Here is a 23303-nt window from a genome sequence, read left to right as displayed (position 1 = left end):
CGCCCAGGTAGACGTCCTGCTCCTTGATGTCCTTGACGGAACGGGCGCCGGTTTCCTCGTCGGTTTCGAACACGATGAGGCGCAGCTTCACCTTCAAAGGCGCGGCATAGGTCATGTCGCGCTGGACGCATTCCTCTACGTCGTACTTGGGTTCTTCGAACTCGTACGTGACGTACTCGAGCACGGCGCGCTCGTTGAAATCCTTGATCGGGAACACCGATTTGAAGACAGCTTCAACGCCCTCTTCCTTGCGGTTCGGCGCGCGGGTCTCGCGCTGCAGGAACTGCTCATAGGACGATCGCTGAACCTCGATGAGGTTCGGCATCTGGACGGCTTCGGGGATGCGACCGAAGGAATGCCGAATCCGCTTTTTTCCGGTGAAGGACTGCGCCATGTTATTCCCTTGAGGACGCGGAACACGGAGTCCCGGCGTCGTTATGTCTTTATCCTGCGTCCACCCTCGGTCCTCCCGTACGGGAGGCCGGACGCTGGAAGCTCCCCGTTTCGTCGGGAGCGCCCCCTCGCTCGGCCTGAGGGTAACTGGCCGTGCCTCGGGGCATTCACGCACGAAGACCGGCTCTCGAAGCGCACAGCCTGTGCGACACGGGAAACGGAGAATTTTCGTGGGACCGCCCAGATAAGGGGTTTGAGAACGCTTGGGAAGCCCCTACCGCAAAGAAACTCCGGCGCGACCGGACTCGCTTTCGAACACACTCTCAATGCCCGCCCAACCTGACCGCCGCACATTGTTCACAGCGCTCGCTGCCTTGGCGACAACCGCGGGCGCCCGCGCGAGCCGACCAGACATTGCCGCCGTGCTCCAACCGGCTTCCGGCCCGCCCATGGCCAGCGCGGGCGTGATCGCGAGACACGGCGGCGGCCAGCTGGCGCTGCGGCTGGCGGCGGGCCGCGCCTACAGTGCCGCCGGCTCCAGACCCTTCGACGTCAACCAGCCGTTCCGCGTGGCGTCGGTCTCGAAGATGATCGCAACGACAGTCTTTCTGGACCAGGCCCTGAAGACTGGCCTCGACCTCGACACCGATGCCTCGGCCCTGCTGGGATTTCGGCTGCGCCACCCGGATTGGCCTGATGTCGCCATCACCCCGCGGATGCTGCTTGGCCATACCAGCGGTCTTCGCAATGGCCCATCCTACCCGGTTCCGTTCGGTCACACCCTGGCCGAAGCCTTGACCCCGGGCGGGCGTCAATATGACGCGGGCGGATGGTTCGGCCCGGCAGCGCATCGACCCGGCGCCTGGTTCGCCTATGCCGACGTCAATTTTGCCGTGCTGGCCCAGATTCTGGAGCGGCGCACCGGTGAGCGTTTTGATCGACGCATGCAGTACGTCCTGTTCCAGCCTCTGGGCCTGGACATTGGCTACAACTGGAGCGGTGTTTCCGATACGCGCCGCGCGCGGGCCGCAGCCGGCGTCAGGCGTTTCGACGGTCCATGGACCGTACAGGTCGATGGCGATGTCCGGCCGAACCCCTGGCTTTCCGTGGCCCGGGCCTCAGACGCTGCGGACCTCAGCCTGGACACCTATGTCCCCGGGCAGAACGGCTTTCTCTTCTCCCCCCAGGGCGGCCTGCGCCTGAGCCTCGCCGACATGGACCGGTTGGCCCGCGTCATGGCGGCGCGTGGACACTGGCGTGGTCGCCAGGTGATCCCTGGCGCGGTTCTGGACCTGATGCAGACCCGCGCCTGGACGCTTGACCGGTCCCGGCCGAATGGTGAACCCGAGGGCGTCTTCAAGAGCTACGGCCTGGGCTGTGAAACGCCCGCTGGTCTGCCCGGACCGGCCGGCGACGCCTTCTTCGGCGCTGGCTCCCCCGACTGGCGCGGTCACTCCGGCGACGCCTACGGCTGGATGACGGGCCTTTACTGGAACATCCGCGATGGACGCACCCTGGTGTGGGCGGTCAACGGCATGCCCGAAACCGGTCGCCCTCCCGCGCGCCGGTCGTGTCTGACAGCGCCTGAAGAGGCCTTGGTCGACCTGGCGATGGCGGCGATCTGACCCGCCGCCTCCGCCGCGGTGCGCGCCTCGGGATGCCGCCAGGCGCTCACGACAATCCCGCGGCGGTCGCTCCTGAATGCAAAAGGGGCCGGAGATTGCTCTCCGACCCCTTCAACTTCGTCAGAAGCGCTGATCCAGCGCCGTCGCCTTACTTGATGGTGACGGTCGCGCCGGCTTCTTCCAGCTTCTTCTTGATTTCTTCGGCTTCCTGCTTGGAGATGTTTTCCTTCACAGGGGTCGGGGCCGCTTCGACCAGGTCCTTGGCTTCTTTCAGGCCGAGGTCCGGACGGATGCCTCGGACTTCCTTGATCACGTTGATCTTCTTTTCGCCACCGGCGGTCAGCATGACCGTGAACTCGGTCTGCTCTTCTTCAACTACGGCCGGAGCGGCAGCGCCAGGCGCAGCGGCGACGGCGACCGGAGCGGCGGCGGAGACGCCCCACTTTTCTTCCAGCAGCTTGGAGAGCTCAGCGGCTTCCAGGACGGTCAGGGCGGACAGGTCGTCCACCAGCTTTTCGAGATTGGCCATTTTATGTGTTCCTTAAGGTGAGGTTTTGTCGGGGAAGATGATCGATCAGGCGGCGTCTTTGGCGGCGTAAGCCCCAATGACGCGCGCCAGCTGGCCCGCCGGAGCCTGCAGGATGCCGGCGATCTTGGTCGCAGGCGCTTGCAGCAGTCCGATGAGCTTGGCGCGGAGTTGGTCCAGCGAAGGCAGGGTGGCGAGCGCCGTCACCGAGCTCTTGTCCAGCACCTGAAGACCCATGAAGCCGCCAATGACGGTGAACTTCTCGTTGTCCTTGGCGTACTGGGTCGCGACCTTGGCGGCGGAGACAGGGTCCGAGGCATAGGCGATGGCGACGGGGCCGCTGAAGAGGGCGTCGCCCGCTTCACCGATCGAGCCGCCCAGAGCCTTGATGGCCAGGGTGTTCTTCACCACCTGCAGCTTGGCGCCTTCGGAACGAAGGCGACCCCGCAGATCGGTCATTTCCGCAACGGTCAGACCCATGTTGTGGGTCACGACCACGGCGCCGGCGCCACTGAATACGCCTTTCAGCGTTTCGATGGCTTCCTGCTTTTGAGCGCGGTCCATTGCGGTCTCCATACTCAGGTTCAGCGCACGCGCGACTGCGTACGCCGTTGGGCAACCTGTCCTGATGTGAGAAGCCGCGGATCTGCCGCCCACCACTTCTGGAGGGAACGACGCACCGTCATCTTCCCGTCTCCCTGTGACCGAGGAAGGGCTCTTCCTCGCGTTCCGACCTCCGGTGACCCCGAAGACTTCACAGTTCTTGGACAGGAGCGGAAAACCCGAAGGCTCTCCGTCCTCGCAGATCCCTCAAGGGAGCCACGAAGCGGCGGCGTTTACACGAAGTGCTTCGGGTGTTCAACCCGCCGAAAGCCAGGCCTCAAGCTGCGCGGCTTTGGCGAGGTCCTTGTGCCGACCGAACAGCCGCAGGATGCGAAGTTGCTCCTGCGCCGTCGGAATGGGCAGAACGGCATGACACGCAGTGACCACGAGGGGCTCACCGTGCGCCTTGAGCCCGCCCATCACCTCCACCGGGCCCCAAGGCGTCTCATAGCGGGCGAAATCATCGGAACGAAAGGGGCCATCCGGAACCCTGGCCCCGTCGGAGCCGAGCCAATCGGACCAAAGCGTCCGTAGCCGCCCCGCCCCTTCCGCACTGGTGACGATGTCGAGATCGTTCGCGGCCCCAAGAGGAAGCCCCAGCAGGATCAGCGCCCCGCTGCCGATCAGGGTCCAGGGCGTGGCGACCGCATCAAGGTCGGGTTTCAGTCGATCCAGCAGGACCAAGAGGTCGTCAGGCGACAAGGCGCCCTACCCCACCCAAGCCGCAGGTCGCTTTTCCATCCAGGCCTTCACGCCCTCCTTGTAGTCAGGATCCCGGGACATGGCCGTCAGCAGCGCTTCAGCATCGCGGACTGCGCTTGCGGCGTCGCGGTGCAGGTCGCGGTAGATCTGGCGTTTCGTTTCCCGCGCGGAGCCCGGCGCCACGGTGGTGGCCAGGGCCCGGGCATAGGCCATCACCTCGTCCATCAGCCGGTCCGCAGGCACGATACGATTGAGAAAGCCCATGGCCATCGCCTCCTCCGCCGTGAAAACGCGCGACGACAGCAGGACGTCATTGGCGTGAGTCAGGCCGATAATCCGGGGCAGCACCCACGACAGCCCGAACTCGGCGGGAAAATTGAACCGGCCATGAGCGGCGGTGAACTTCACGCCGGGCGCACAGAACCTGAGGTCCGCAAAGGCGCTCAGCACCAACCCGATCCCGGCCGCCGCCCCATTGATCGCCGCGATCACCGGTTTACCGATCCCGAAGTGATAGGCAAATGTTGCGTCGAAGGCGGGGTCAACGCCATAGCCCGGCTCGGCGATATCCTCCGGCGTTCCGGCGTCGTAGCCGCCCTTGGCCGAGTGCCCCTCCAGTGCCTGCAGGTCGGCCCCGGCGCAGAAGGCGTTCCCTTCCGGATCGCCGGTTACAATGATCACCCGCACGCCCGGGTCGCGGTCCGCCTCGCGCAGGATCCAGCGGTACTCGGTGTGCATTCGCCCGGTCCAGGCGTTGCGCCGCTTGGGCCGCGCCAGGGTAACGACGGCGATCCCGCCGGTGACGTCGTAGCGGGTGGCTTTGAGCTCCATGCCTCAGGCGTTCTCAAACACCGCCGCGATGCCCTGCCCCCCCCCGATGCACATAGTCTCAAGACCATACTTCCCGTCGCGGCGCTTCAGTTCACGCAGCAGGTTGGCCAGGATGCGGCCGCCGGTGGCACCGATGGGATGGCCCAGCGAGATCCCCGAGCCGTTGACGTTCAACCGGTCGCGGTCGTCCCAGCCCCAGCCCTTCAGCACGGCCAGAACCTGAGGGGCGAAAGCCTCGTTCAGTTCCACCAGGTCGATGTCGTTCCAGCCCATGCCGGTGCGGGCGAACAGACGCTCCACCGCCGGAACCGGGCCGATGCCCATCCGCGAGGGCTCGCAGCCAGCCGCCGCCCAGCTGACGAACCAGGCCATCGGGTCGAGATTGAGCTCGGCTAGTTTGTCTTCCGAGACCACCAGGCAGGCCGCGGCCGCATCATTCTGCTGACTGGCGTTGCCGGCCGTGACCACGCCGCCCTTTTCGATGGCGCGCAGCTGACCCAGCGTTTCGACCGTGGCGTCCGGACGGAAGCCCTCGTCCCGGTCGAAGATGATCGGGTCGCCCTTCTTCTGCTTGACCGACACCGGCACCAGTTCGTCGTCGAACTTGCCCGCCGCCCAGGCGGCCGTCGCGCGCTGGTGGCTCATCGCGGCATACTCGTCGCACTCCTCGCGGCTGATCTGATAGTCGCGGGCCAGATTGTCGGCGGTCTCGATCATGCCGGAGATCACACCGAAACGCTCGATGGGCTGGCTCATCACCCTCCCCCGCGTCAGACGATCATGCATGGTCACCGAGCCCATCCGGGCGCCGCCGCGCATGTCGGTGGTGTAGTATTCCACGTTGCTCATGCTCTCGACGCCGCCGGCGATCACCACGTCCGCCACGCCGGTCTGCACCATCATCGCCGCATCGATCACCGCCTGCAGGCCCGACCCGCAGCGACGGTCCAGCTGATAGCCCGGCACGCTGATCGGTAGGCCCGCCGCCAGCGCCGACCAGCGGGCAATGCAGGGCGCCTCGCCTGAGCCGTACCCCTGGGCGAAAATCACGTCGTCGATCCGCTCGGGGTCGATCTTCGTCCGCGCAACCAGATCCTTCAGCACAACCGCGCCCAGTTCCCCCGCCGTCATGCCGGACAGGGCGCCCTGGAATTTTCCGACGGCGGTGCGGATCGGCGAGACGATGGCGGCGCGTTTCATGGTGGCGTTCTCCCGGAAGGTCTTTCCCGGTCAGTGAAGCCGCAAGCCCGGTCGGTCAAGTGCGACGACCGCTATGCCACCTTGAAGCGCAGGATCACGCCGTTCCAGCGCGCGTCGTTCTGGTTCAACTCGTCCACCTCCGGCGACACCGAAGCTGTCACGCGCCGCCAGAAACCCAAAGCCCCCGCGTTGGCCCGAACCACCGCAATTTCCCACTGACCCGGTCGCGGGCAGATTAACTGACGCGCAGCTTCGATGCCCACGCCTGAACGCCGGTGTTTCCGCACAACAAAGAATTCGGCCACATCATGGTCGGCCGGTAAGCCTGACTGGCTATGGCGATTCAGCAACGCGAACCCGGCGAGATGCCCATCGGCGCGGATGAACCAGGCCGAGCGATCTGGCTCCGTCCAATAGAGATCGAGCTCGGGATAGGTGTCGAACCGGCCGGACTCGGGCAGTTCGCCGCGATCCTGCCCCGCCCAGAATGCCGAGAAGTCATGGATATAGAGCTGAAACATGGCGTCGAACGCCGGCCGGCGAGCGGCAGAAATGGCTTCTATTTCGACCCAGGACATCGCGCCATCTCAACCGTGACTGCCGAAGCGTCAAGGCGCCTAGCTTTGTGACGGAGCAGGAGAGATTCCCCATGCAGATGCAATGGAGTTCAGCGGATCTGGCGTTTCGCGACGAGGTGCGAGCCTTCCTCGACGCCGAACTGACCGCGGACATGCGGCGGGAGTCGCAGCTGATGACCAGCGTCTATGCCCCGCACGACCTCTGCATGGCCTGGCAGGCCAAATTGCACGCCCGCGGCTGGGCTGCGCCGGCCTGGCCGGTAGAGTACGGCGGCTGCGGCTGGACCGCCGCCCAGCGCTACATCTTCGCCAGTGAACTGGCCGCGGTCGGGGCCCCGCCCCTGTCGCCCATGGGGATCGGCATGTGCGGCCCGGTTCTGATCGGCCACGGCTCACCGGAACAGAAGGCCCACTATCTGCCGCGCATGCTCACCGGCGAACATCTGTGGTGCCAGGGCTACTCCGAGCCCGGCTCCGGTTCAGACCTCGCGTCGCTGCAGATGAGCGCGGTGGAAGATGGCGACCACTTTGTCTGCAACGGGCACAAGTTGTGGACGACCCACGCCAACGAGGCGAACTGGATCTTCTGTCTCGTACGGACCTCCCAGGAAGCGATCCGCCAGCAGGGCATCACCTTTCTGCTGATCGACATGACGACACCGGGCGTCGAGGTGCGACCGATCCTGATGTTGTCGGGCGAGCACATCCAGAACGATGTCTTCTTCACCGACGTGCGCGTGCCCAGAGCAAATGTGGTGGGCAAGGTCGGCGAAGGCTGGACGGTCGCCAAGTACCTCATGGAATTTGAACGGGGCGGCGGTGTCTCGACGCCCGGCCTGAAGACGCGTCTGGATCGCATCCGCGGCATGGCGGCGCGGGAAGCGGACGGCGGTGGCGGCCACATCGACAAGCTGGCCGGGTTCATGTCGCGCCTCAACGCCCTCGCCATCGAGATCGAGGCGCTGGAGGCTGTGGAACTTCAGATCCTGGCCAACATGAGCCAGGGCGAAGCGCCGGGCGCGCGGTCGTCGATGATGAAGACGGTGGGCACCGAACTCAGCCAGCGGCTGACCGAAATGGCCCTGGAGGCCTCAGGGGCCTATGGCGCCCTCTACCAGGCCCATGCTGCCCGACCCGGCGGCGCGGTGCCCGGCTACCCGATTCCGCACGATCAGGGCCATGTCGGCCCCGACCACAGCATCACCGTGGCCGCAAAGTACTTCAACGACCGTGCGGGCAGCATATATGCCGGAACCAACGAGATTCAGCGCAACATCATAGCCAAGGCGGTGTTGGGGCTCTGAGCCTTACGCGATAGCGATGTCGGTTTGGCCGAAGTCATCGCCTTTGAAGAGCAGGGGCACACCTTGGGTCTTGGCGCACGCATAAGCGAAGCAGTCGCCCATGTTCAGCCGCGCAGGATGCCGGCCCTTGCCGTACCGATCAAATGCGTCGAGCGCCCGGGCGAGTTCATCGTCACCAATTTCAACAATCCTCACGCCCGCCAACCTGAGAAACCTGTCGACCTGGCGCCGCGCTGCGCCCACGTCTCCGTCGGCAACCCGCGCCGCCGCAAGAACTGTTTCGAAGATGGCGACGGCCGAGGTCACAGGTTTCTCCGCCCGGCGGATGGCCAACGCATAGTCTGCCGCGTCCGATTCACCCAAGAGGACGGCGCAAAGTGCAGAGGCGTCTACGAACATCAGTCGTCGCCCTGGCCAGACAGATCATCAAAGAATGCTTTGTCTGCCTTGAGACCACTGCGCCCGCGTGCTGCGATGGCTTGCTGGATCTCACGTACCTTCGCAAGAAAATCAGCTCCGTCATCGCGGGTGAGCTCAGCGCGCACCGCCAGCTTCACAGCTTCGGTAAGACCTACGCCCCGCTTCCGGGCGAGCTCCCGAACAAGGCTGTCTGCTTCAGCATCTCTCACATGAAATGGCATGCGCACGACATACTATATCTAGCCGCGCGAAGATAGCTGTCTAGCCAACGGCAAACGAAAAAGGGGCAACGTCGCCGTCGCCCCTTCAGGTCGCAGGATCTCGCCAGCGCTTAAGCGCTGATCGAAGCCTGATCCACCTTGAAGCCCGGTCCCATGGTCGAGGACAGGCTAACCTTCTTGATGTAGGTGCCCTTGGCGCCCGACGGCTTGGCCTTGTTCAGCGCATCGATCATCGCCTTGACGTTGATGAGCAGCGCTTCGTCGGAGAAGCTGGCCTTGCCGATACCGGCGTGGATGATGCCGGTCTTCTCGGTGCGGAACTCGATCGAGCCGCCCTTGGCGTCCTTCACAGCCTGGGCCACGTTGGGCGTCACGGTACCGACGCGCGGGTTCGGCATCAGGCCACGAGGGCCCAGAACCTTACCCAGACGACCCACCAGGGCCATCATGTCCGGCGTGGCGATCACGCGGTCAAAGTCCATGAATCCGCCCTGGATGCGCTCAACCAGCTCTTCGCCGCCGACAATGTCGGCGCCTGCAGCGGTGGCTTCAGCAGCCTTGGCGTCCTTGGCGATGACGGCGACACGAACGTCGCGGCCGGTGCCGGACGGCAGCGCGACCACGCCACGGACCTGCTGGTCGGCGTGACGGGGATCAACGCCCAGATTGACGGCGATCTCGATGCTCTCGTCGAACTTGGCGTTGGCGTTGGCCTTCACCAGCTTGACGGCGGCGTCGAGGGCGTGGGCGACGGTGGTGTCACCGGTCCAGGTCTTGGTGCGTTTGGCTTGCTTGCTCATGTGCTCAGGCCTCCACGATCTGCAGGCCCATCGAGCGCGCGGAGCCCTCGATGATCTTGGCCGCGGACTCAACGTCGTTGGCGTTGAGATCCTTCATTTTCTTTTCGGCGATCTCGATCAGCTGGGCGCGGGTGATCTTGCCGACCACGTCACGGCCCGGCAGCTTCGAACCGGATTTCAGACCCATCGCCTGCTTGATGAAGAAGCTGGCGGGCGGAGTCTTGGTTACGAAGGTGAACGACTTGTCCTGATAAACCGTGATCACGGTCGGCAGGGGTGTTCCCTTGGCTTCCTTTTCAGTACGGGCGTTGAACTCCTTGCAGAAGCCCATGATGTTGACGCCGCGCTGACCCAGCGCCGGCCCGATGGGCGGCGAAGGGGTGGCGGAGCCCGCAGGCACCTGCAACTTGATATAGCCCAAGATTTTCTTGGCCATCGTTACTCCTCATGACCCTTGGGGTCGGTTGAGCCGTGGTGCGGGGTTACGGTGGCCGCCCCCTCCCACGGATTTGAAATCGCCCGGCCATGCCCGACGAAGCGCGCGCTCCTACCAGCATTGGCGCCCGGGAGCAACCGGGTGCTATTCGGCCTTTTGCGCCCAGAACTGGTACATGCGCCGGAAGGTGGCCGGATTGTCCGCCTCAAACGCTTCCCACGCGTCGAGATCCAGACCCTGCGGGTCGTGCGGAAACCGCGCGAGATAGGCGTCGCGAATTTCCTGGAATGAAAACTGAAGGAACCCCAGGAAGGTCAGGTCATTCTCGCGCAGCATCCGGCGAAGATCATCGAAGTTGAGCTCGTGCTCCTGCACATGCATCAGCAGATCGCGACAGCCGCTGGTGGCGTAGAAATCCCGGGAGGCGACGGCCGGAATCCGCACCGGGTCATTCTGAGGCCGCGCGATGATGTCCTGGCGGAATTCGCGGACCGTATCCGGCGTATAGATTTTCCCGAGCGCCTTGCCGGGCTTGAGGTGTTCCCGCGCCCGGGCGCTATAAAGGCCGAGGGCGACAAACCCGCCGGGCTTCGCCAGCCGGCAGACCTTCCGCGCCCCTTCGAACGGATCGTGCAGATGGTGCAAAACGCCGGCTGACTGGACGATGTCGAAGGGCCCTACGCTGTCGCCAAGCTCGAGAAGATCGGCCTGGGCATAGGTGATGCGATCGGCGATGCCCAGTTCGCGGCTCTTGCGCACAGCATAGGCCAGGCTGGTGCGGCTGAGATCCACCGCCAGGGTGTGCCGGGCCTCCAGCATCATCGTCGCCAGGATCGCCTGGCGACCCGTACCGCAGCCGGCAATGAAGACCGTTGGATCTTTAGGCAACCGGCGGCCGTTGACCTGGGTCTGAACCGCCCCCGGACCCGCGCGCCGCCATCGGGGATACGGATGAGCTTCATACTGTGACCGAACGGCTTCCGAGACAGCACCCGTTATCGGTGTCAGCGTCGGGAGAGCATCGGCGATGGCCTGCTCTTCCCGAACCGCGATGATGTGCTCGCGCAGCACTTTTTCGACAGGGCCCGTCCATCCCTTGTCGAGCAGACTGTCGGCGCCGGGCAATCGGGCCAGGGGCCTGTAGGAGGCCAGCGACATCACCTGTTCCGGCGTCAGATCCTGGAGGCTGGCGGCCAATATCTCGACGAGTCGGGTTTCGGTCGCATCCTCTGCCCAGGCATGCTCATTGAGGTGGCACTGGATCGCGATCCACGACCTGAGCGGTGCGAAGGCTTCATTCGGCGCCGAAAACAGCAGGCTCCGGCGCGCCGCCGTCATCATTTGCTCGAGCCACACCGGAAAAACCGGCGAGCTCTGCAGCACTTCGGCCAGCAACTCATCGGTCGCCACATCGATGACCCGGGTCGGCGTCGGCCAGGTGGCGCCCAGCACCCGGACGGCGTCGGCCACCAGAAATTCGGTCGCGCCCTGCCCGCTTCTGAACGCGCTCAGCAGGGTCGCGCGGGTGGCGGTGAAATCCTCGGCCACGGCGGTCCGGGCCCTTTGCTAGCCGACCTTCTCGACTTGACTGTATTCCAGTTCAACCGGCGTCGCGCGGCCGAAGATGGATACCGTGACCCGCAGGCGCGTACGCTCCTCGTCGACCTGTTCCACAGAGCCGTTGAAGCTGGCGAAGGGTCCGTCGGTGACGCGGACGGTCTCGCCGATCTCGAAGGAAATCGTTGGCTTCGGCCGCTCAACGCCCTCTTCGATCGCACCGATGATGCGTGAGACTTCCTTGTCAGAAACCGGGATCGGCTTGGATCCGCTGCCGAGAAAGCCCGTCACCTTGGGGGTATTCTTGATCAGGTGATAAGCCTCATCAGAGAGCTCCATCTTCACCAGTACATAGCCAGGGAAGAACTTGCGCTCGGAATTGACCTTCCGGCCCCGACGGATTTCCACGACGTCCTCAGTCGGCACCAGGATCTCGGAGAAATTGTCCTCCAGGCCCTGATTTTTCGCCTGCTCTCGAATGCTGTCGGCCACCTTCTTCTCGAAGTTCGAGTAGGCGTGGACGATGTACCACTTGTGGTGCGGATTGCCCTTGGGCGGGGCGACGGTTTCTGCGGCTTGGGACATTTTTCTTCTTACCCGCCCGTCGTGACTCGAAGGAGCCAGGTGATGGCGAACTGCAGGATGGTGTTTACGACCCAGAAGAACAGCGCAGCCAACACCACCATGATCGCCACCATAACGGAGGTGATCCAGGTCTCGTTGCGGCTGGTCCAGGTGATTTTGCGGGCTTCGGCGCGAACCTCGCGGAAGAATTTCGGAGCGTTCCTTAGGTTCTGGATCAGGCCAGGACCCTTTCGCGCATCCCCAGCGGCCGCGCCGGACGGCGAGGCCATGACGGCGGCGGTCTTGGCGGCCCGATCTCGGATCGCCTGCGGGGTTTTTCCCGATTTCCTGGCCATGCGGCGCTTCAAACTCTCTTCTGGAGCGACGGATAGCCCGCGCCCCGGTTATTCCAGATCACATATATAGGGTGGCAGGAGTGGAGGGACTCGAACCCCCGGCCCTCGGTTTTGGAGACCGATGCTCTACCAGCTGAGCTACACTCCTATTTCGCACCCTTATGCCGAACCCGTTTCATCCGCTCATTCCAGGCCCGGGGGTGAAACCCGTCGTCCGCGGACAGCGGCTAGAAAAACAGACTCCAAGGATGTCGGATAAGACGCAGGCGTATGACGCAGGCGGCGCCGGTTTTCAAGCTTCTTTGCCGGATCCCGGGCCAGACCCATCCCCGGACCTGAGATAGAAAAGGCCGCCGGGGTTTCCCCTGGCGGCCCTTATCTGGATCCCCGCCTGCGCGGGGGTGACCCGGAGCGCCTCGCGGCGCTCCCGATCACTTGATGATCTTGGAGACCACGCCGGAGCCAACCGTGCGGCCGCCCTCACGAATGGCGAAGCGCAGACCCGGATCCATCGCGATCGGCGTGATCAGTTCCACCAGGAGCTCCGTATTGTCCCCCGGCATGACCATCTCCACGCCTTCCTTCAGCTTGATGATCCCCGTCACGTCCGTCGTGCGGAAATAGAACTGCGGACGATAGTTGGTGAAGAACGGCGTGTGACGACCACCCTCCTCCTTCGTCAGGATATAGGCCTCCGCCATGAACTCCGTGTGCGGCGTGATCGAACCCGGCTTGCAGAGCACCTGGCCCCGCTCCACGTCCTCACGCTTCGTGCCGCGCAGCAGCACACCCACGTTGTCACCCGCCTGACCCTGGTCCAGCAGCTTGCGGAACATCTCAACGCCCGTGCAGGTCGTCTTCTGAACGTCGCGGATACCGACGATCTCAACTTCCTCACCGACCTTCACAATGCCCTTCTCGATACGACCCGTCACCACCGTGCCGCGGCCCGAGATCGAGAACACATCTTCCACCGGCATCAGGAACGGCAGATCCAGCGGGCGCGCCGGCTGCGGAATGTACTCATCCACCGACGCCATCAGCGCCAGGATCGACTCCTCACCGATCTTCGGATCGCCACCATCCAGCGCAACCTTCGCCGAACCCTTGGTGATCGGAATGTCGTCTCCCGGGAACTCATAGGAGCTGAGGAGCTCGCGCACCTCCATCTCCACCAGCTCCAGCAGCTCCTCATCATCAACAAGGTCCACCTTGTTCATGTAAACCACCAGCGCCGGCACACCCACCTGACGCGCCAGCAGAATATGCTCCCGCGTCTGCGGCATCGGACCATCAGCCGCGCTCACAACCAGGATCGCACCATCCATGTGCGCCGCACCCGTGATCATGTTCTTCACGTAGTCCGCGTGTCCCGGGCAATCCACGTGCGCGTAGTGACGGTTCGCCGTCTCATATTCCACGTGCGCCGTGTTGATCGTAATCCCCCGCGCCTTCTCCTCCGGCGCCGCATCAATGTCCGCGTAGGCCATCGCCTTCGCGCCACCCGCCTTCGCCAGCGTCATCGTAATCGCCGCCGTCAACGTCGTCTTCCCATGGTCAACGTGACCAATCGTTCCAATGTTACAATGCGGCTTGGTACGTTCGAATTTCTCTTTGGCCATCGGGATCCTGCGGGCGTTGTGCGGTCAAGCGGTGAAAGATGTTGGAGCGGGTAGCGGGAATCGAACCCGCATATTCAGCTTGGAAGGCTGCTGCACTACCATTGTGCTATACCCGCCGGATAGGCTGGGCGTCGCCGCCCAAATCTCCTCAAGTTCAGGCTCGTACGCGTGGTGGGGGAAGTAGGACTCGAACCTACGAAGCCATTACAGCAGGGGATTTACAGTCCCCCCCCTTTGCCACTCGGGACATTCCCCCAGCGCGCGCGAGCCGTTCCGGGACCTTTCAGAAAAGGCTTCCGCCAAAGGACCCGAGGGGCTTAAAGCGGCCCGTCTCACAGTCCAGAAGCGGTCGCCCTTGCGGGGGGTCCCAAATCGGAGCGCGTCTTATAGTGGCCTCGAACTCCGAACGCAACGACGCCCGAAAGGGCCGGAAATTTCGGCCCCAGGCCCGCCCGGGTGGGCGGGCGCCAGCCGCCTCAGATGACTGGATCTGGGGCTGGCACGCTGTGGAGGCGGCTCTCGCAAACCCGCATCGCGGCGAACCGCTGCATCTGCTGGCCACACCCGAACGCACCAAACAGATCCGGGCGGCCTTCGGCCAGATCGCGGCGCTGGAAACCGTGGACAATCACGCGGTCGGCCAGAAGCTGCCGCAGGGCGCGGTTCATCAGGGTGTGGCCCTGCGCCCTGCCCCGCTTGAGGACGTCGATCTTGCCGAGTTCGAGGCCCGTCCCGGCGCTGTGGTCCTGATGCTGGATCAGGTTACCGACCCCCAGAACGTCGGCGCCATCTTGCGCTCTGCCGCTGCATTCGGGGCGACCGGCGTGGTGCTGCAGGATCGCAACGCGCCCAAACTCTCCGGCGCGCTGGCCAAGGCGGCCGCCGGCGCGGTGGATCGGGTGCGGGTCGCTCGCGTGGTCAATCTTTCGCGGGCGCTGGAGGAACTGGCCCAGGGCGGCTGGCGCGCGGTGGGTCTTGATGGCGACGCGGAGCGGGGTTTGCACGACGTGCTGGACGGGACAGCCACCGTGCTTGTGCTTGGCTCAGAGGGCGATGGCATTCGTCGGCTCGTCGCCGAGCACTGCGACGAACTGGCCAGGATCAGCATGCCTGGCGGCTTCGAGAGCCTGAACGTCTCGGCGGCCGCGGCAATCTCGCTCTATGAGGCGTCGCGACTACGGCGCTAGCGGCCTGACACAGGCCAACCCCGGCGCGCCGCTCCTGTTTCGCCACGCGATCGCCTCGACGGTTGCAGCCTTTCGCGCCGTGACGCATTGAAGAGCTGATGTTTGCAGATCTTCTAAACCCCGCCGCCCTGTCCGCCCTGGTCCAGGTGCTGATGATCGACCTCGTTCTGGCCGGCGACAACGCTGTCGCCGTAGGCCTGGCGGCCGGCGGCCTTCCCGAAGCCCAGCGCAAGAAGGCGATCCTCTGGGGTCTGGCCGCGGCGGTCATTATCAGGATCGGCTTCGCCCTGATAACAACCCAGCTGCTGGGGGTCATCGGCCTGCTGTTCGCCGGCGGGGTGTTGCTGCTCTGGGTCTGCTGGAAGATGTGGCGCGAGCTGCACGAGCAGGGTGTCGCCGATGAAGTCGCCGCCGCCGCTGCGATGGACGATGACCCCACTACGGTTCCGCAGGTCAAACCCGCCAAGTCGTTCCGCGCCGCCTTCACCCAAATCCTCATCGCCGACATTTCCATGTCGCTGGACAATGTGCTGGCGGTGGCCGGTGCCGCGCGCGAACACCCGGGCATTCTGGTGTTCGGCCTGCTGATGTCGATCGCCTTGATGGGCGTTGCGGCGAGCTGGATAGCCAACCTGCTGCATCGCTATCGCTGGATCGGCATTGTCGGCCTGATCATCGTGCTATACGTGGCGCTGCACATGATGTGGCAGGGACATCAGCAGGTGGTCGACGATCTTGGCTACACCGCTGAGTACAACACGGTGATGCCGGACTTCATGGACATCAAGCCCGCCACGCCGGCTGCGCCCTGAGCCGGTGCTGCCCAGCGTCCGCCTCGATCACCGGGCCTAAAGAGACCCCTCCGCCTTGTAGCCGGGCTGGTCGATGGCGATCTGGTTACGGGCCATCACGGTCAAGGCGGCCAGCAAGCCCGGCGTTTCGACGGTCAATTTGCCGGACCGGATCTGCGCGCAGAGCTCTGTATTCAGGTCGGCGTGGTCGCCCGTCCGGCCCAGCACCTCACCCATCAGCCGGACAGCCTCGGCCTCGGCGGCGGGGCCCTGGGTGATCTCCCGGCCGATGGTGGCCATGGCGTTGGCGGCGACGCGGGCTAGAAAGGCGTTGCGGGGGTCCAGAGTGGGCCGGATCTGCTCGATCCAGAGCGCGACGGACCGGGCCAGTTCCTCGGTTTTGGGATGGGTGATCACAGGCCTTGCTCCAGCAGAACGACCAGATCGGCCTCGGTTTCGGAGACGCGACGGCCTATCATTGGCCGCTCGACCGACTTCTCGGCGCCGTCGCGCCAGCTCAGATACATGGTCAGGCACATGACGCCCCAGCGCAGCGAGCCCAGCATCTGCCAGAATCGGACGCGACTGAGGTCTATGGGACGACCGCCCGCCGCCGCGTAGCCAGCCAGCAGGTCCGCATAGTCGCCGAAGCCGCCCACCGGGCGGTCGGGCCGCCCGAAGCGCCAGGAGTTGGTGCAGATCCAGCCCATGTCCTCGGCCGGATCACCTATGTGGGCCAGCTCCCAATCGAGGATAGCCGCTACGCCACGTTCGGGGTCGAACATGATGTTGCCATTGCGGAAGTCGCCATGCAGCAACACCGGCTCCACCGGCTCCGGCTGATGCTTTCGCAGGTACTGGAAAGCCAGTTCCAGGATCGGCCGCTCGGCGCCGGTCGCGCGATAGACCTCCTCGTAGCGATCCAGTTCGAGGGCGGCGTCAACGGTCTTGAGCTTCAGGCCAGGCGGCGGGGGCGTGGCGTGGATCGGCGCCAGCGCGGCGCCGCACTGGCGCGCCAGCGCCGGGCGGATCGCGTCGAAGCGCGCATCACTGGTGATCCGCTTGCCGAGCGTTTCGCCGTCGACCCGAACCATCACATAGGCCTCGCCCAGCCCGTCGGTCTCATCACAAAGATGGCGGACCTGGGGAACGACGGCGCCGTTGGCGCCGGTTGCCCGAATCAGGGCGGCCTCGGTCGCAAGGCTGATAGAGCGGGCAGTCTCCTCGTCGAACGGCGCACTCCGACGCCGCAGGATCAGGCGTTCCGGCCCGTCCAGTCCCTCGAAACCAAAGGCCCAGGTTTCCATGCTGGCGCCGCCCGAAAGTCGCTGGGCCTCGGTCAGCGTGGCGCCCGCCCCGCCCAATCGCCGGGTCAGGCGCTCCAACTGTGCGCGAACATCCAATTCCATGACCCGACGGAACCTCTGGCTAGGTCTATTCTTGAAACGATCTGGCGGGCGAATGGTCGGCTTGTAAACGCCTCCCCAACGTCAAGTCCGCCCTTGCAAGAGGAATACGCCATGGACTTCGACCTGCCCAAGGACCTCGTGGATTATCTGGCCGTGCTGGACCAGTTCATCGAGGACAAGATCAAGCCGCTGCAGGCGCAGGACGACAACGAGCGGTTCTTCGACCACCGACGCGAGCACGCCCGCACCGACTGGGACAACCAGGGCCTGCCCCGCAAGGATTGGGAAGAACTACTGGCCAAGGCGCGCAAGCTGGCCGACGAGGCTGGACACCTGCGCTACGCCTGGCCCCCGGAGATGGGCGGCAAGGGCGGCAGTCAGCTGGCCATGGCGGTCATCCGCGAGCATCTGGCCGCAAAGGGGCTGGGCCTGTTCAACGACCTGCAGACCGAACACTCGATCGTCGGCAACAACCCTTTCATCCTGATGTTCAAGGAGTTCGCCACCAACGCCCAGTACGAGCGCGACGCCGACAAGCTGCTGGGCGGCAAGATGCGCACGGGCTTTGGTCTGACCGAGCCCAACCATGGCTCGGACGCCACCTTTATGGAAACCACCGGCGTCCCGCACGAAAAGGACGGCAAGCCCGGCTGGCTGATCAACGGTGAAAAAATGTGGACGACGGGCATGCACGTCGCCACCCACGTGATGGTCTTCGCCCGCACGTCCGGCAAGGACGGCGACGCCACGGGCATCACCTGCTTCATCGTGCCTGCCGACACCCCCGGGGTGAAGATCGAAGAATATATGTGGACCTTCAACATGCCCACGGATCATCCGCGGGTCAGCTTCACCAATGTCTGGATCCCGGAGGACAGCTACTGGGGCCAGATCGACCGGGGCCTGGGACTGGGCCAGAGCTTCGTCCACCAGAACCGTATCCGCCAGGCCGCCTCGTCGCTGGGCGCGGCGCAGTTCTGCATCAATGAGGCGGTCAAGTACGCGCGCAAGCGCAAGCCGTTCGGCAAGCCGCTCAGCGACAACCAGGCCATCCAGTGGCCGCTGGTGGAACTCCAGACCCAGTGCGAGATGCTGCGCCTGCTGATCCGCAAGACCGCCTGGCAGATGGACAAGATGGATCACAAGGAGATTGAGCGCACGATCTCCGACAAGGTCTCGATGTGCAACTACTGGGGCAACCGGCTGGTCTGCGAGGCGTCGGACCGGGCGATGCAGGTGCATGGCGGCATGGGATATTCCCGCCACACACCCTTCGAGCACATCTATCGCCACCACCGCCGCTACCGGATCACCGAGGGTTCGGAAGAGATCCAGATCCGCAAGGTGGCCGCCTATCTGTTCGGCTACCTCGGGCCCAAGCGGGAAGAGTTCAAGGCGCTGAACGACGCGGAAAAGGCGGCGAAACAGGAATATGTCCAGCCGATCCCGCCCAGGCCTTAGGCGGGAGCAACCAACGGCTCAATCGCCTCGATCCCGGCGGCGGGCGCAGCCTTGGCGATTTCCAGATCATACCGGGTCTGGAGGTTCAGCCAGAACTGGGCGGATGGACCGAACAGGCGCTCCAGGCGCAGGGCCGTATCGACCGTAACCGGCGTGGCGCCGCGCACCAGCTTCTCGATGCGCGGCCGCGAGATCTTGAGGCGAGCGGCGACGCGGCCCGCGGTGAGGCCGTAAGGCCGGATGAACTCCTCCAGCAGGATCTCGCCGGGATGCACCGGGGCCAACGGGTCTTGCGACATGATCTGCTCCATCGCCATCAGTGATAGTCCACGAACGCCACGTCGATCGGGCCAGCGGGCGTCCAGACGAACACCAGCCGGAATTGATCGTTCACGCGAATTGAATGCTGGCCTCGCCGGTCGCCCGACAGCGGTTCAAGCCGATTGCCGGGTTGGAAGCGCAGTTCGTTCAACTCGACGGCGGCGTTGAGCATTTCCAGCTTTCGCTTGGCAGGCCGGATCATGTCGGCGGGGAACCTCTTTCCGGGTGATCGCCCCTCGAAGATCGCGCGCGCCCGCTCATCCTGAAAGCTCTGAATCGCCATGGTTGCCCGTCGATATCGAGACGAAGTTGTATCTCAATGCGACACGAAATGCAAGGCATCGTATCGCTCCGCGACACATGGTCCACGCAAGCACGATATCGACTCAGCCGAACGACAATGAGCCTGACGTCATCGCTGCGGGCACATGAGATCAACTCGGCGACGAAGCTCTTCCGTTTCGGGACCTGGCTGGAACACCGGGATTGTCAGAAAAGCTTGAAGCTGCCCATGCGTAAAGTCGGCCAGCAGGTCACCCCTGTCCGCCATCAAAGCTTCGACCAGAGCAGGGCCACGCAGAAACACCGGATCGACAACCTTCAACTGGCCGACAGTATCGACCATGATGTTGCCGGGCCGGATGTCGGAGCCACCCCAAAGTGTAAACCTCTCGGCCCCTTGCGCCATCAGCGCCTTCAACCTTGATCGCAGGGTCGCCAGGTCCTGATCGAACGGATCATCCGCAAGAATCGGAATCTGGTAGCCACTGTCGTTGCCCAGTCCAATCCGGCCGCACAGAGCAGCAGCTTCCACCTCGTCGGCAGGCCATAGCCTTTCCATCAATACTGCATACCCCTCACCTTCCAACGCTGTGATCGAGTCGACGCGAGGCAGGTATCGGTTTGGTGGCCCGGACAGACAGGCCACCGCATGAAGCCTGTAGGCCGGGTCCCACGGCGTGACGCGTGCGACGGTCAGCCCGTCAGGACTTGCATAGGCCCAGGACCAATTCCCCGTACCGACGAGCGTCCAGCCATCTGCGCAGAGTTGATCGCGTGCCTGGTGAAGTCCGGCTCCGGCGATGATAGGCGAGGATGCTAAAGCCATCTAACCATTGTCCGGCGGTTCGAAGGCCCGTCGCGGGACCTTGTCCGGCTCAGAACTTGACCGTGACCTTACGGCGCGCGTGCAGGTTGCGTCAAAAAAGGAATGGTGCGGTCCGCTCACCTTCCCCGCGAAGCGGCGGGAGGTAGGGAGCCTCAAGCCGCCGCTTCCTGTTTGCCGTACCTCGCGTCGAACACCGGCGGCAGGCTGTCGGGCAGGCCCAGCAGCGGGCCGGAAGACAGCAGGAGCACCACCTCGTCGCCCTTCATCCGACTGAGCGCCACCGTCGCCGCCTCGGCGGTTTCGACGCCTTCGACGGGGATGCCCGTCGCGGCCACACGCGCCAGGATCTCGGCGAAACTCGACTGGCTATGGCTGGTCTCGCCGTGGTGAGGCGGCGGGACGATCAGGACGCGGGCGGCGCCGCCGAAGACGGTGTCGTACCAGTGCAGCGCATCGCGCGAGCGCCAGGAAAAGGTGTGGGGCTCGAACACTACCGTCAGCGGCCGCTCGGGATAGTGTAGCAGCATGGCCTCGATGGCGGAGCGGGCCTTTTCGTAGGATGAGCCGAAGCCCTCGATCACCGGCAGGGCCGAGCGGGTGGTCAGCCGGTCGAGGCGGCGGCGGATGCCGGTAAAGCTGGCCACGGCGCTGGCCAACTCCGCCTCCCTCACCAGCCCGCGCTCCAGCACATAGCCGCAGACGCCGACGATGTTCTCGATGTTGTGGGCACCCAGCAGGCTGGTAGCCAGGGCCACGCGCCGTCCGCCGGGCCCCACCAGGGTGAAACGCGAGACATCGCCGAACTCGACGCCCTCGGCATACCACCCGTCGCAGGGATTGGTATCGTACCAGACGATCCGGCAGGCCGCCTCGTCGGCGATGGCGCGGATCGGGTCGCTGGCACGGGCCATCAGCAGGCCGTCCGCCGGGATCAGACGCAGCAGATCGCGGAACGGCGCCTCGTATTCGGCGAAGGTGGGAAACACGTTCACGTGGTCGTGGACCAGGCTGGTCAGCAGCACGTCGCGGGGATGGTAGAGCACGAACTTGGATCGACGGTCGGTGGGCCCGACGATGTATTCATCGCCCTCCAGCACCACCTGCGCGGCGGCGCCCCAGTGGCCGGTATAGGGCAGCGAGGGCGAGATAGCGCCGATCATCCAGCCAGTGTCGACGCCCCCTTCGCGCAGGACGTGGGCCATCAGGGCTGTGCATGTGGATTTTCCGAACGAGCCGGCCACCACGGTGTTTTGGCGAGCTTCCGTCACCTCGCCCACCAGTTCCGGAAAGGTCGTGATGCGGATACCACGCCGCCGGGCTGCCTGGACCTCGACATTGGCCTCGCCACCCAGCTTGGCGCTGGCGCCCAGCACCAGCAGATCCAGGTCGTCGTCCAGATTCGCCGGATCGAAAGCCCAGCTGATTCGGAAGCCTAGCCCCTCCACATAGGTCGACATGGGCGGGAAAACGTCGGCGTCAGAACCGCTGACGGTGTGGCCGGCTTCGCGCATCATCAGCGCGGCAGCCGCCATGCCCGCGCCCGCTATGCCGGTGAAATGGATGCGCATGCCGCCAGTTCCTTCGCGATCTCAGGGCTGTTGATCGACCGATCCGCCCCGCACGTCCAGAGCCGGCGACCGGTGTTAACCCGCCCTTAATCATGAAAGCCGAGTCTGCCATTGTCTTCCTTGAAGACACCCCATCATCACCAACTTGATTTTGGCCCGGCGTTCGCGTCGGGCTCTTTTTTGGGAGTGCAGACAGGCCATGCGACGGCTTGCGCGCTCCGGCGCGGCAGCGTATAGCCCCGCCCCTCGACGGCCTGATCCCGGATAGCTCAGCTGGTAGAGCAGTCGGCTGTTAACCGACTTGTCGCAGGTTCGAGTCCTGCTCCGGGAGCCATCGAGACCATTCCGATCATTTGGAATGCACCGTCCTGGCCGGGCCCCGCCAGGTTGCGGCCGGCCGTCGTCAGATTGCTAACCTTCGCGCCACATATTGCAGGGAGATTCGCTCTGCCCTTCCTTTGGCGCCCATGACCACAGAAGACCTCATCGCGACCTACGGTCCGCTAGCGATTCTCATCGGCGCAGCCTTTGAGGGCCAGACCGCCGTGGTCATCGGCGGCGCTCTGTCGCGCGAGAATATCATCCCCCTATGGGTGGTATTCACCACTGGCGCCTTGGGATCGGGGGTGCTGGATCACCTGCTGTTCGTGCTGGGGCGGAGCTTTCGCCAGACCGGATTTGTTCAGAAGACGATCGCCCGCCCTACCTTCGCCAGGGCGCTGGGGATGATCGAGCGCTATCCGAACAGCTTTATCCTGGGCTTCCGGTTCTTCTATGGGCTGCGGGCGGCCGGGCCGGTAGCGCTCGGGATCTCCAGCGTTTCGTCATGGCGATTCGGGGTCCTCAATGCCCTCGGCTCATGCATCTGGTCCGCGATCTTCGTCGCGCTGGGCTATCTGTTCGGCGCGCTGGCGATGACATTCCTGGAGCGGTTCGCGCCCGACAAAAGCCCGATCATCTTTGTCGTGGCCGGCGTTCTGGCGATCGGCGTCCTTGCGGTATGGCGATGGCGAGCCAGGCGGCGGCGTCCGCTTGACCCGACCTGATCTGCGGCCGTCGGGCGCGCCTACCAGACCCCCACATTGGGCATCGAGGCCCAAGGCTCGGCCGGCGCCAGCGCCGGGCCCGCCTGAAGCAACTCCACCGACACATTGTCCGGCGAGCGGATGAACGCCATGCGGCCATCACGGGGCGGTCGATTGATCACAACACCGCCATCCCTCAATCGTTGGCAAGCGGCATAGATATCGTCCACCGCATAGGCCAGGTGGCCGAAGTTGCGGCCGCCCTCATAGACTTCCGGATCCCAGTTCCAGGTCAGTTCGACCATGGGCGCCTGACCCTTGCGAGCCGCATCCTCGTCGGCAGGCGCGCATAGAAACACCAGCGTGAACCGGCCCATGGGGTTCTCGTTTCTGGAAACTTCCTTGAGGCCCAGCTTGTCACAATAAAAGGCCAGCGAGGCGTCGAGGTCGGTCACGCGGACCATGGTATGAAGGTATCGCACTGGTGTTTCCGTTCCTTGATTTGCTGGACAGCGGTTGCGCAACTCGCGCAAATCGAGACCAGAATTAATGTCACAATCATGAGATGTGACGATTGAGAGCTGCAAGTCGTCTATCTGATCATGATTTCATTTGCTGTCAGGTTGGCGCGGCATCACAAGGACGGCAAGTCGCCGCGAAAAGGCGAACCGTTGTGACGACCATCGTCGCACGGC

Annotated in this window: 28 protein-coding genes and 4 tRNA genes; 7 read left to right on the top strand and 25 right to left on the bottom strand. The window is 64.4% G+C overall.

The features are described from left to right. Positions 1 to 394 (bottom strand): hypothetical protein (locus tag ACIQ42_RS03900; protein ID WP_397420905.1); only part of this gene is annotated, 394 nt, incomplete at its 3' end. A gap of 448 nt (positions 395 to 842) precedes the next feature. Here ACIQ42_RS03900 and ACIQ42_RS03895 point away from each other — a divergent pair. Then, the gene (locus tag ACIQ42_RS03895; protein ID WP_397420904.1) at positions 843 to 2018 is read left to right on the top strand and encodes a serine hydrolase domain-containing protein; all 1176 of its coding nucleotides are present in this window, start codon (positions 843 to 845) and stop codon (positions 2016 to 2018) included. A 148-nt stretch (positions 2019 to 2166) separates the two neighbouring features. On the opposite strand, the gene rplL is transcribed toward ACIQ42_RS03895, so the two are convergent. The 6 genes from rplL to ACIQ42_RS03865 form a co-directional block, all read right to left on the bottom strand. Beyond that, entirely contained in the window at positions 2167 to 2547 is a 381-nt protein-coding gene (gene rplL / locus ACIQ42_RS03890) for a 50S ribosomal protein L7/L12 (protein ID WP_397420903.1), read from the bottom strand. A 45-nt stretch (positions 2548 to 2592) separates the two neighbouring features. Further along, positions 2593 to 3108, bottom strand: a complete 516-nt coding sequence (gene rplJ, locus ACIQ42_RS03885) for a 50S ribosomal protein L10 (protein WP_397420902.1) — start codon at positions 3106 to 3108, stop codon at positions 2593 to 2595. 294 nt (positions 3109 to 3402) lie between these two features. Next, positions 3403 to 3849 carry a hypothetical protein gene (locus ACIQ42_RS03880; RefSeq protein ID WP_397420901.1) on the bottom strand — a complete coding sequence of 149 codons (447 nt, stop codon included), beginning with the start codon at positions 3847 to 3849 and terminating at the stop codon, positions 3403 to 3405. Between the two features lie 6 nt (positions 3850 to 3855). After that, complete coding sequence (locus tag ACIQ42_RS03875) at positions 3856 to 4680, bottom strand: enoyl-CoA hydratase-related protein (protein ID WP_397420900.1); 825 nt, start codon at positions 4678 to 4680, stop codon at positions 3856 to 3858. A gap of 3 nt (positions 4681 to 4683) precedes the next feature. Continuing rightward, positions 4684 to 5880 carry an acetyl-CoA C-acetyltransferase gene (locus tag ACIQ42_RS03870; protein WP_397420899.1) on the bottom strand — a complete coding sequence of 399 codons (1197 nt, stop codon included), beginning with the start codon at positions 5878 to 5880 and terminating at the stop codon, positions 4684 to 4686. 71 nt (positions 5881 to 5951) lie between these two features. Continuing rightward, positions 5952 to 6458, bottom strand: a complete 507-nt coding sequence (locus ACIQ42_RS03865) for a GNAT family N-acetyltransferase (RefSeq protein ID WP_397420898.1) — start codon at positions 6456 to 6458, stop codon at positions 5952 to 5954. Positions 6459 to 6529: 71 nt separating this feature from the next. Between ACIQ42_RS03865 and ACIQ42_RS03860 the strand changes: the two genes are divergently transcribed. Further along, a complete protein-coding gene (locus tag ACIQ42_RS03860) occupies positions 6530 to 7762 on the top strand; it encodes an acyl-CoA dehydrogenase family protein (RefSeq protein ID WP_397420897.1) in 1233 nt (410 codons plus the stop codon). Positions 7763 to 7765: 3 nt separating this feature from the next. Here ACIQ42_RS03860 and ACIQ42_RS03855 read toward each other — a convergent pair whose 3' ends face one another. The 11 genes from ACIQ42_RS03855 to ACIQ42_RS03805 all read right to left on the bottom strand — a co-directional run bounded on the left by ACIQ42_RS03855 (position 7766) and on the right by ACIQ42_RS03805 (position 13994). Then, complete coding sequence (locus ACIQ42_RS03855; protein WP_397420896.1) at positions 7766 to 8161, bottom strand: type II toxin-antitoxin system VapC family toxin; 396 nt, start codon at positions 8159 to 8161, stop codon at positions 7766 to 7768. Continuing rightward, positions 8161 to 8403: a type II toxin-antitoxin system VapB family antitoxin gene (locus ACIQ42_RS03850; RefSeq protein WP_397420895.1), complete on the bottom strand. Its 243-nt coding sequence runs from the start codon at positions 8401 to 8403 to the stop codon at positions 8161 to 8163. The genes ACIQ42_RS03855 and ACIQ42_RS03850 overlap by 1 nt, the downstream gene beginning before the upstream one ends. Before the next feature lie 110 nt (positions 8404 to 8513). Next, on the bottom strand, positions 8514 to 9203 hold the full coding sequence (gene rplA / locus ACIQ42_RS03845) for a 50S ribosomal protein L1 (RefSeq protein WP_397420894.1): 690 nt from the start codon (positions 9201 to 9203) through the stop codon (positions 8514 to 8516). Positions 9204 to 9207: 4 nt separating this feature from the next. Beyond that, positions 9208 to 9639 (bottom strand): 50S ribosomal protein L11, encoded by a 432-nt coding sequence (gene rplK / locus ACIQ42_RS03840; RefSeq protein ID WP_397420893.1) that lies wholly within the window; start codon positions 9637 to 9639, stop codon positions 9208 to 9210. 144 nt (positions 9640 to 9783) lie between these two features. Continuing rightward, entirely contained in the window at positions 9784 to 11187 is a 1404-nt protein-coding gene (locus tag ACIQ42_RS03835) for a class I SAM-dependent methyltransferase (protein ID WP_397420892.1), read from the bottom strand. A gap of 18 nt (positions 11188 to 11205) precedes the next feature. Then, entirely contained in the window at positions 11206 to 11781 is a 576-nt protein-coding gene (gene nusG, locus ACIQ42_RS03830) for a transcription termination/antitermination protein NusG (protein ID WP_397403139.1), read from the bottom strand. 8 nt (positions 11782 to 11789) lie between these two features. Then, positions 11790 to 12116, bottom strand: a complete 327-nt coding sequence (secE, locus tag ACIQ42_RS03825) for a preprotein translocase subunit SecE (protein ID WP_397420891.1) — start codon at positions 12114 to 12116, stop codon at positions 11790 to 11792. Between the two features lie 72 nt (positions 12117 to 12188). Continuing rightward, positions 12189 to 12264: transfer RNA gene (locus ACIQ42_RS03820), tRNA-Trp, on the bottom strand. Between the two features lie 283 nt (positions 12265 to 12547). After that, a complete protein-coding gene (tuf, locus tag ACIQ42_RS03815) occupies positions 12548 to 13738 on the bottom strand; it encodes an elongation factor Tu (protein WP_397420890.1) in 1191 nt (396 codons plus the stop codon). 42 nt (positions 13739 to 13780) lie between these two features. Further along, positions 13781 to 13854 (bottom strand) — tRNA-Gly (locus ACIQ42_RS03810). A gap of 53 nt (positions 13855 to 13907) precedes the next feature. Continuing rightward, positions 13908 to 13994: transfer RNA gene (locus tag ACIQ42_RS03805), tRNA-Tyr, on the bottom strand. Between the two features lie 133 nt (positions 13995 to 14127). Between ACIQ42_RS03805 and rlmB the strand changes: the two genes are divergently transcribed. Next, on the top strand, positions 14128 to 14925 hold the full coding sequence (rlmB, locus tag ACIQ42_RS03800; protein WP_397420889.1) for a 23S rRNA (guanosine(2251)-2'-O)-methyltransferase RlmB: 798 nt from the start codon (positions 14128 to 14130) through the stop codon (positions 14923 to 14925). Between the two features lie 98 nt (positions 14926 to 15023). Further along, a complete protein-coding gene (locus tag ACIQ42_RS03795) occupies positions 15024 to 15737 on the top strand; it encodes a TerC family protein (RefSeq protein ID WP_397420888.1) in 714 nt (237 codons plus the stop codon). A gap of 36 nt (positions 15738 to 15773) precedes the next feature. Here the strand turns inward: ACIQ42_RS03795 and ACIQ42_RS03790 are convergent, their stop codons facing one another. Together ACIQ42_RS03790 and ACIQ42_RS03785 are read right to left on the bottom strand one after the other, a co-directional pair. Continuing rightward, complete coding sequence (locus tag ACIQ42_RS03790) at positions 15774 to 16133, bottom strand: DUF6285 domain-containing protein (protein WP_397420887.1); 360 nt, start codon at positions 16131 to 16133, stop codon at positions 15774 to 15776. Then, positions 16130 to 17125 (bottom strand): phosphotransferase family protein, encoded by a 996-nt coding sequence (locus ACIQ42_RS03785; RefSeq protein ID WP_397420886.1) that lies wholly within the window; start codon positions 17123 to 17125, stop codon positions 16130 to 16132. The genes ACIQ42_RS03790 and ACIQ42_RS03785 overlap by 4 nt, the downstream gene beginning before the upstream one ends. Before the next feature lie 111 nt (positions 17126 to 17236). On the opposite strand from ACIQ42_RS03785, the gene ACIQ42_RS03780 reads away from it, so the two are divergent. After that, positions 17237 to 18586 (top strand): acyl-CoA dehydrogenase family protein, encoded by a 1350-nt coding sequence (locus ACIQ42_RS03780; RefSeq protein ID WP_397420885.1) that lies wholly within the window; start codon positions 17237 to 17239, stop codon positions 18584 to 18586. Here the strand turns inward: ACIQ42_RS03780 and ACIQ42_RS03775 are convergent. The 4 genes from ACIQ42_RS03775 to ACIQ42_RS03760 form a co-directional block, all read right to left on the bottom strand. After that, complete coding sequence (locus tag ACIQ42_RS03775) at positions 18583 to 18885, bottom strand: HigA family addiction module antitoxin (protein WP_397420884.1); 303 nt, start codon at positions 18883 to 18885, stop codon at positions 18583 to 18585. The genes ACIQ42_RS03780 and ACIQ42_RS03775 overlap by 4 nt on opposite strands. 17 nt (positions 18886 to 18902) lie before the next feature. Beyond that, on the bottom strand, positions 18903 to 19190 hold the full coding sequence (locus ACIQ42_RS03770; RefSeq protein ID WP_397420883.1) for a type II toxin-antitoxin system RelE/ParE family toxin: 288 nt from the start codon (positions 19188 to 19190) through the stop codon (positions 18903 to 18905). Positions 19191 to 19319: 129 nt separating this feature from the next. Beyond that, positions 19320 to 19835 (bottom strand): hypothetical protein, encoded by a 516-nt coding sequence (locus ACIQ42_RS03765; RefSeq protein ID WP_397420882.1) that lies wholly within the window; start codon positions 19833 to 19835, stop codon positions 19320 to 19322. Between the two features lie 332 nt (positions 19836 to 20167). After that, the gene (locus ACIQ42_RS03760; RefSeq protein ID WP_397420881.1) at positions 20168 to 21583 is read right to left on the bottom strand and encodes a Mur ligase domain-containing protein; all 1416 of its coding nucleotides are present in this window, start codon (positions 21581 to 21583) and stop codon (positions 20168 to 20170) included. Between the two features lie 258 nt (positions 21584 to 21841). Between ACIQ42_RS03760 and ACIQ42_RS03755 the strand changes: the two genes are divergently transcribed. Together ACIQ42_RS03755 and ACIQ42_RS03750 are read left to right on the top strand one after the other, a co-directional pair. Further along, positions 21842 to 21917, top strand: a tRNA-Asn gene (locus ACIQ42_RS03755). Between the two features lie 133 nt (positions 21918 to 22050). Next, complete coding sequence (locus ACIQ42_RS03750; protein ID WP_397420880.1) at positions 22051 to 22629, top strand: DedA family protein; 579 nt, start codon at positions 22051 to 22053, stop codon at positions 22627 to 22629. Positions 22630 to 22649: 20 nt separating this feature from the next. Here the strand turns inward: ACIQ42_RS03750 and ACIQ42_RS03745 are convergent, their stop codons facing one another. Continuing rightward, a complete protein-coding gene (locus ACIQ42_RS03745; RefSeq protein WP_397420879.1) occupies positions 22650 to 23090 on the bottom strand; it encodes a VOC family protein in 441 nt (146 codons plus the stop codon). Between the last annotated feature and the right edge of the window lie 213 nt (positions 23091 to 23303).

Source organism: Phenylobacterium sp. (genome assembly GCF_044372605.1).
Taxonomy (GTDB): Bacteria; Pseudomonadota; Alphaproteobacteria; order Caulobacterales; family Caulobacteraceae; genus Phenylobacterium.
This window is presented reverse-complemented; position numbering and strand designations above follow the sequence as displayed.

Coding starts and splice junctions, on each gene's coding strand:
- ACIQ42_RS03775 (WP_397420884.1), bottom strand. CDS start 18,885: ATGTCGCAAGACCCGTTGGCCCCGGTGCATCCCGGCGAGATCCTGCTG.
- ACIQ42_RS03895 (WP_397420904.1), top strand. CDS start 843: ATGGCCAGCGCGGGCGTGATCGCGAGACACGGCGGCGGCCAGCTGGCG.
- ACIQ42_RS03860 (WP_397420897.1), top strand. CDS start 6,530: ATGCAGATGCAATGGAGTTCAGCGGATCTGGCGTTTCGCGACGAGGTG.
- secE (WP_397420891.1), bottom strand. CDS start 12,116: ATGGCCAGGAAATCGGGAAAAACCCCGCAGGCGATCCGAGATCGGGCC.
- ACIQ42_RS03875 (WP_397420900.1), bottom strand. CDS start 4,680: ATGGAGCTCAAAGCCACCCGCTACGACGTCACCGGCGGGATCGCCGTC.
- ACIQ42_RS03850 (WP_397420895.1), bottom strand. CDS start 8,403: ATGCCATTTCATGTGAGAGATGCTGAAGCAGACAGCCTTGTTCGGGAG.
- ACIQ42_RS03855 (WP_397420896.1), bottom strand. CDS start 8,161: ATGTTCGTAGACGCCTCTGCACTTTGCGCCGTCCTCTTGGGTGAATCG.
- rplL (WP_397420903.1), bottom strand. CDS start 2,547: ATGGCCAATCTCGAAAAGCTGGTGGACGACCTGTCCGCCCTGACCGTC.
- ACIQ42_RS03795 (WP_397420888.1), top strand. CDS start 15,024: ATGTTTGCAGATCTTCTAAACCCCGCCGCCCTGTCCGCCCTGGTCCAG.
- ACIQ42_RS03865 (WP_397420898.1), bottom strand. CDS start 6,458: ATGTCCTGGGTCGAAATAGAAGCCATTTCTGCCGCTCGCCGGCCGGCG.
- nusG (WP_397403139.1), bottom strand. CDS start 11,781: ATGTCCCAAGCCGCAGAAACCGTCGCCCCGCCCAAGGGCAATCCGCAC.
- ACIQ42_RS03750 (WP_397420880.1), top strand. CDS start 22,051: ATGACCACAGAAGACCTCATCGCGACCTACGGTCCGCTAGCGATTCTC.
- ACIQ42_RS03770 (WP_397420883.1), bottom strand. CDS start 19,190: ATGGCGATTCAGAGCTTTCAGGATGAGCGGGCGCGCGCGATCTTCGAG.
- rplA (WP_397420894.1), bottom strand. CDS start 9,203: ATGAGCAAGCAAGCCAAACGCACCAAGACCTGGACCGGTGACACCACC.
- ACIQ42_RS03780 (WP_397420885.1), top strand. CDS start 17,237: ATGGACTTCGACCTGCCCAAGGACCTCGTGGATTATCTGGCCGTGCTG.
- ACIQ42_RS03785 (WP_397420886.1), bottom strand. CDS start 17,125: ATGGAATTGGATGTTCGCGCACAGTTGGAGCGCCTGACCCGGCGATTG.
- ACIQ42_RS03870 (WP_397420899.1), bottom strand. CDS start 5,880: ATGAAACGCGCCGCCATCGTCTCGCCGATCCGCACCGCCGTCGGAAAA.
- rplK (WP_397420893.1), bottom strand. CDS start 9,639: ATGGCCAAGAAAATCTTGGGCTATATCAAGTTGCAGGTGCCTGCGGGC.
- rplJ (WP_397420902.1), bottom strand. CDS start 3,108: ATGGACCGCGCTCAAAAGCAGGAAGCCATCGAAACGCTGAAAGGCGTA.
- tuf (WP_397420890.1), bottom strand. CDS start 13,738: ATGGCCAAAGAGAAATTCGAACGTACCAAGCCGCATTGTAACATTGGA.
- ACIQ42_RS03760 (WP_397420881.1), bottom strand. CDS start 21,583: ATGCGCATCCATTTCACCGGCATAGCGGGCGCGGGCATGGCGGCTGCC.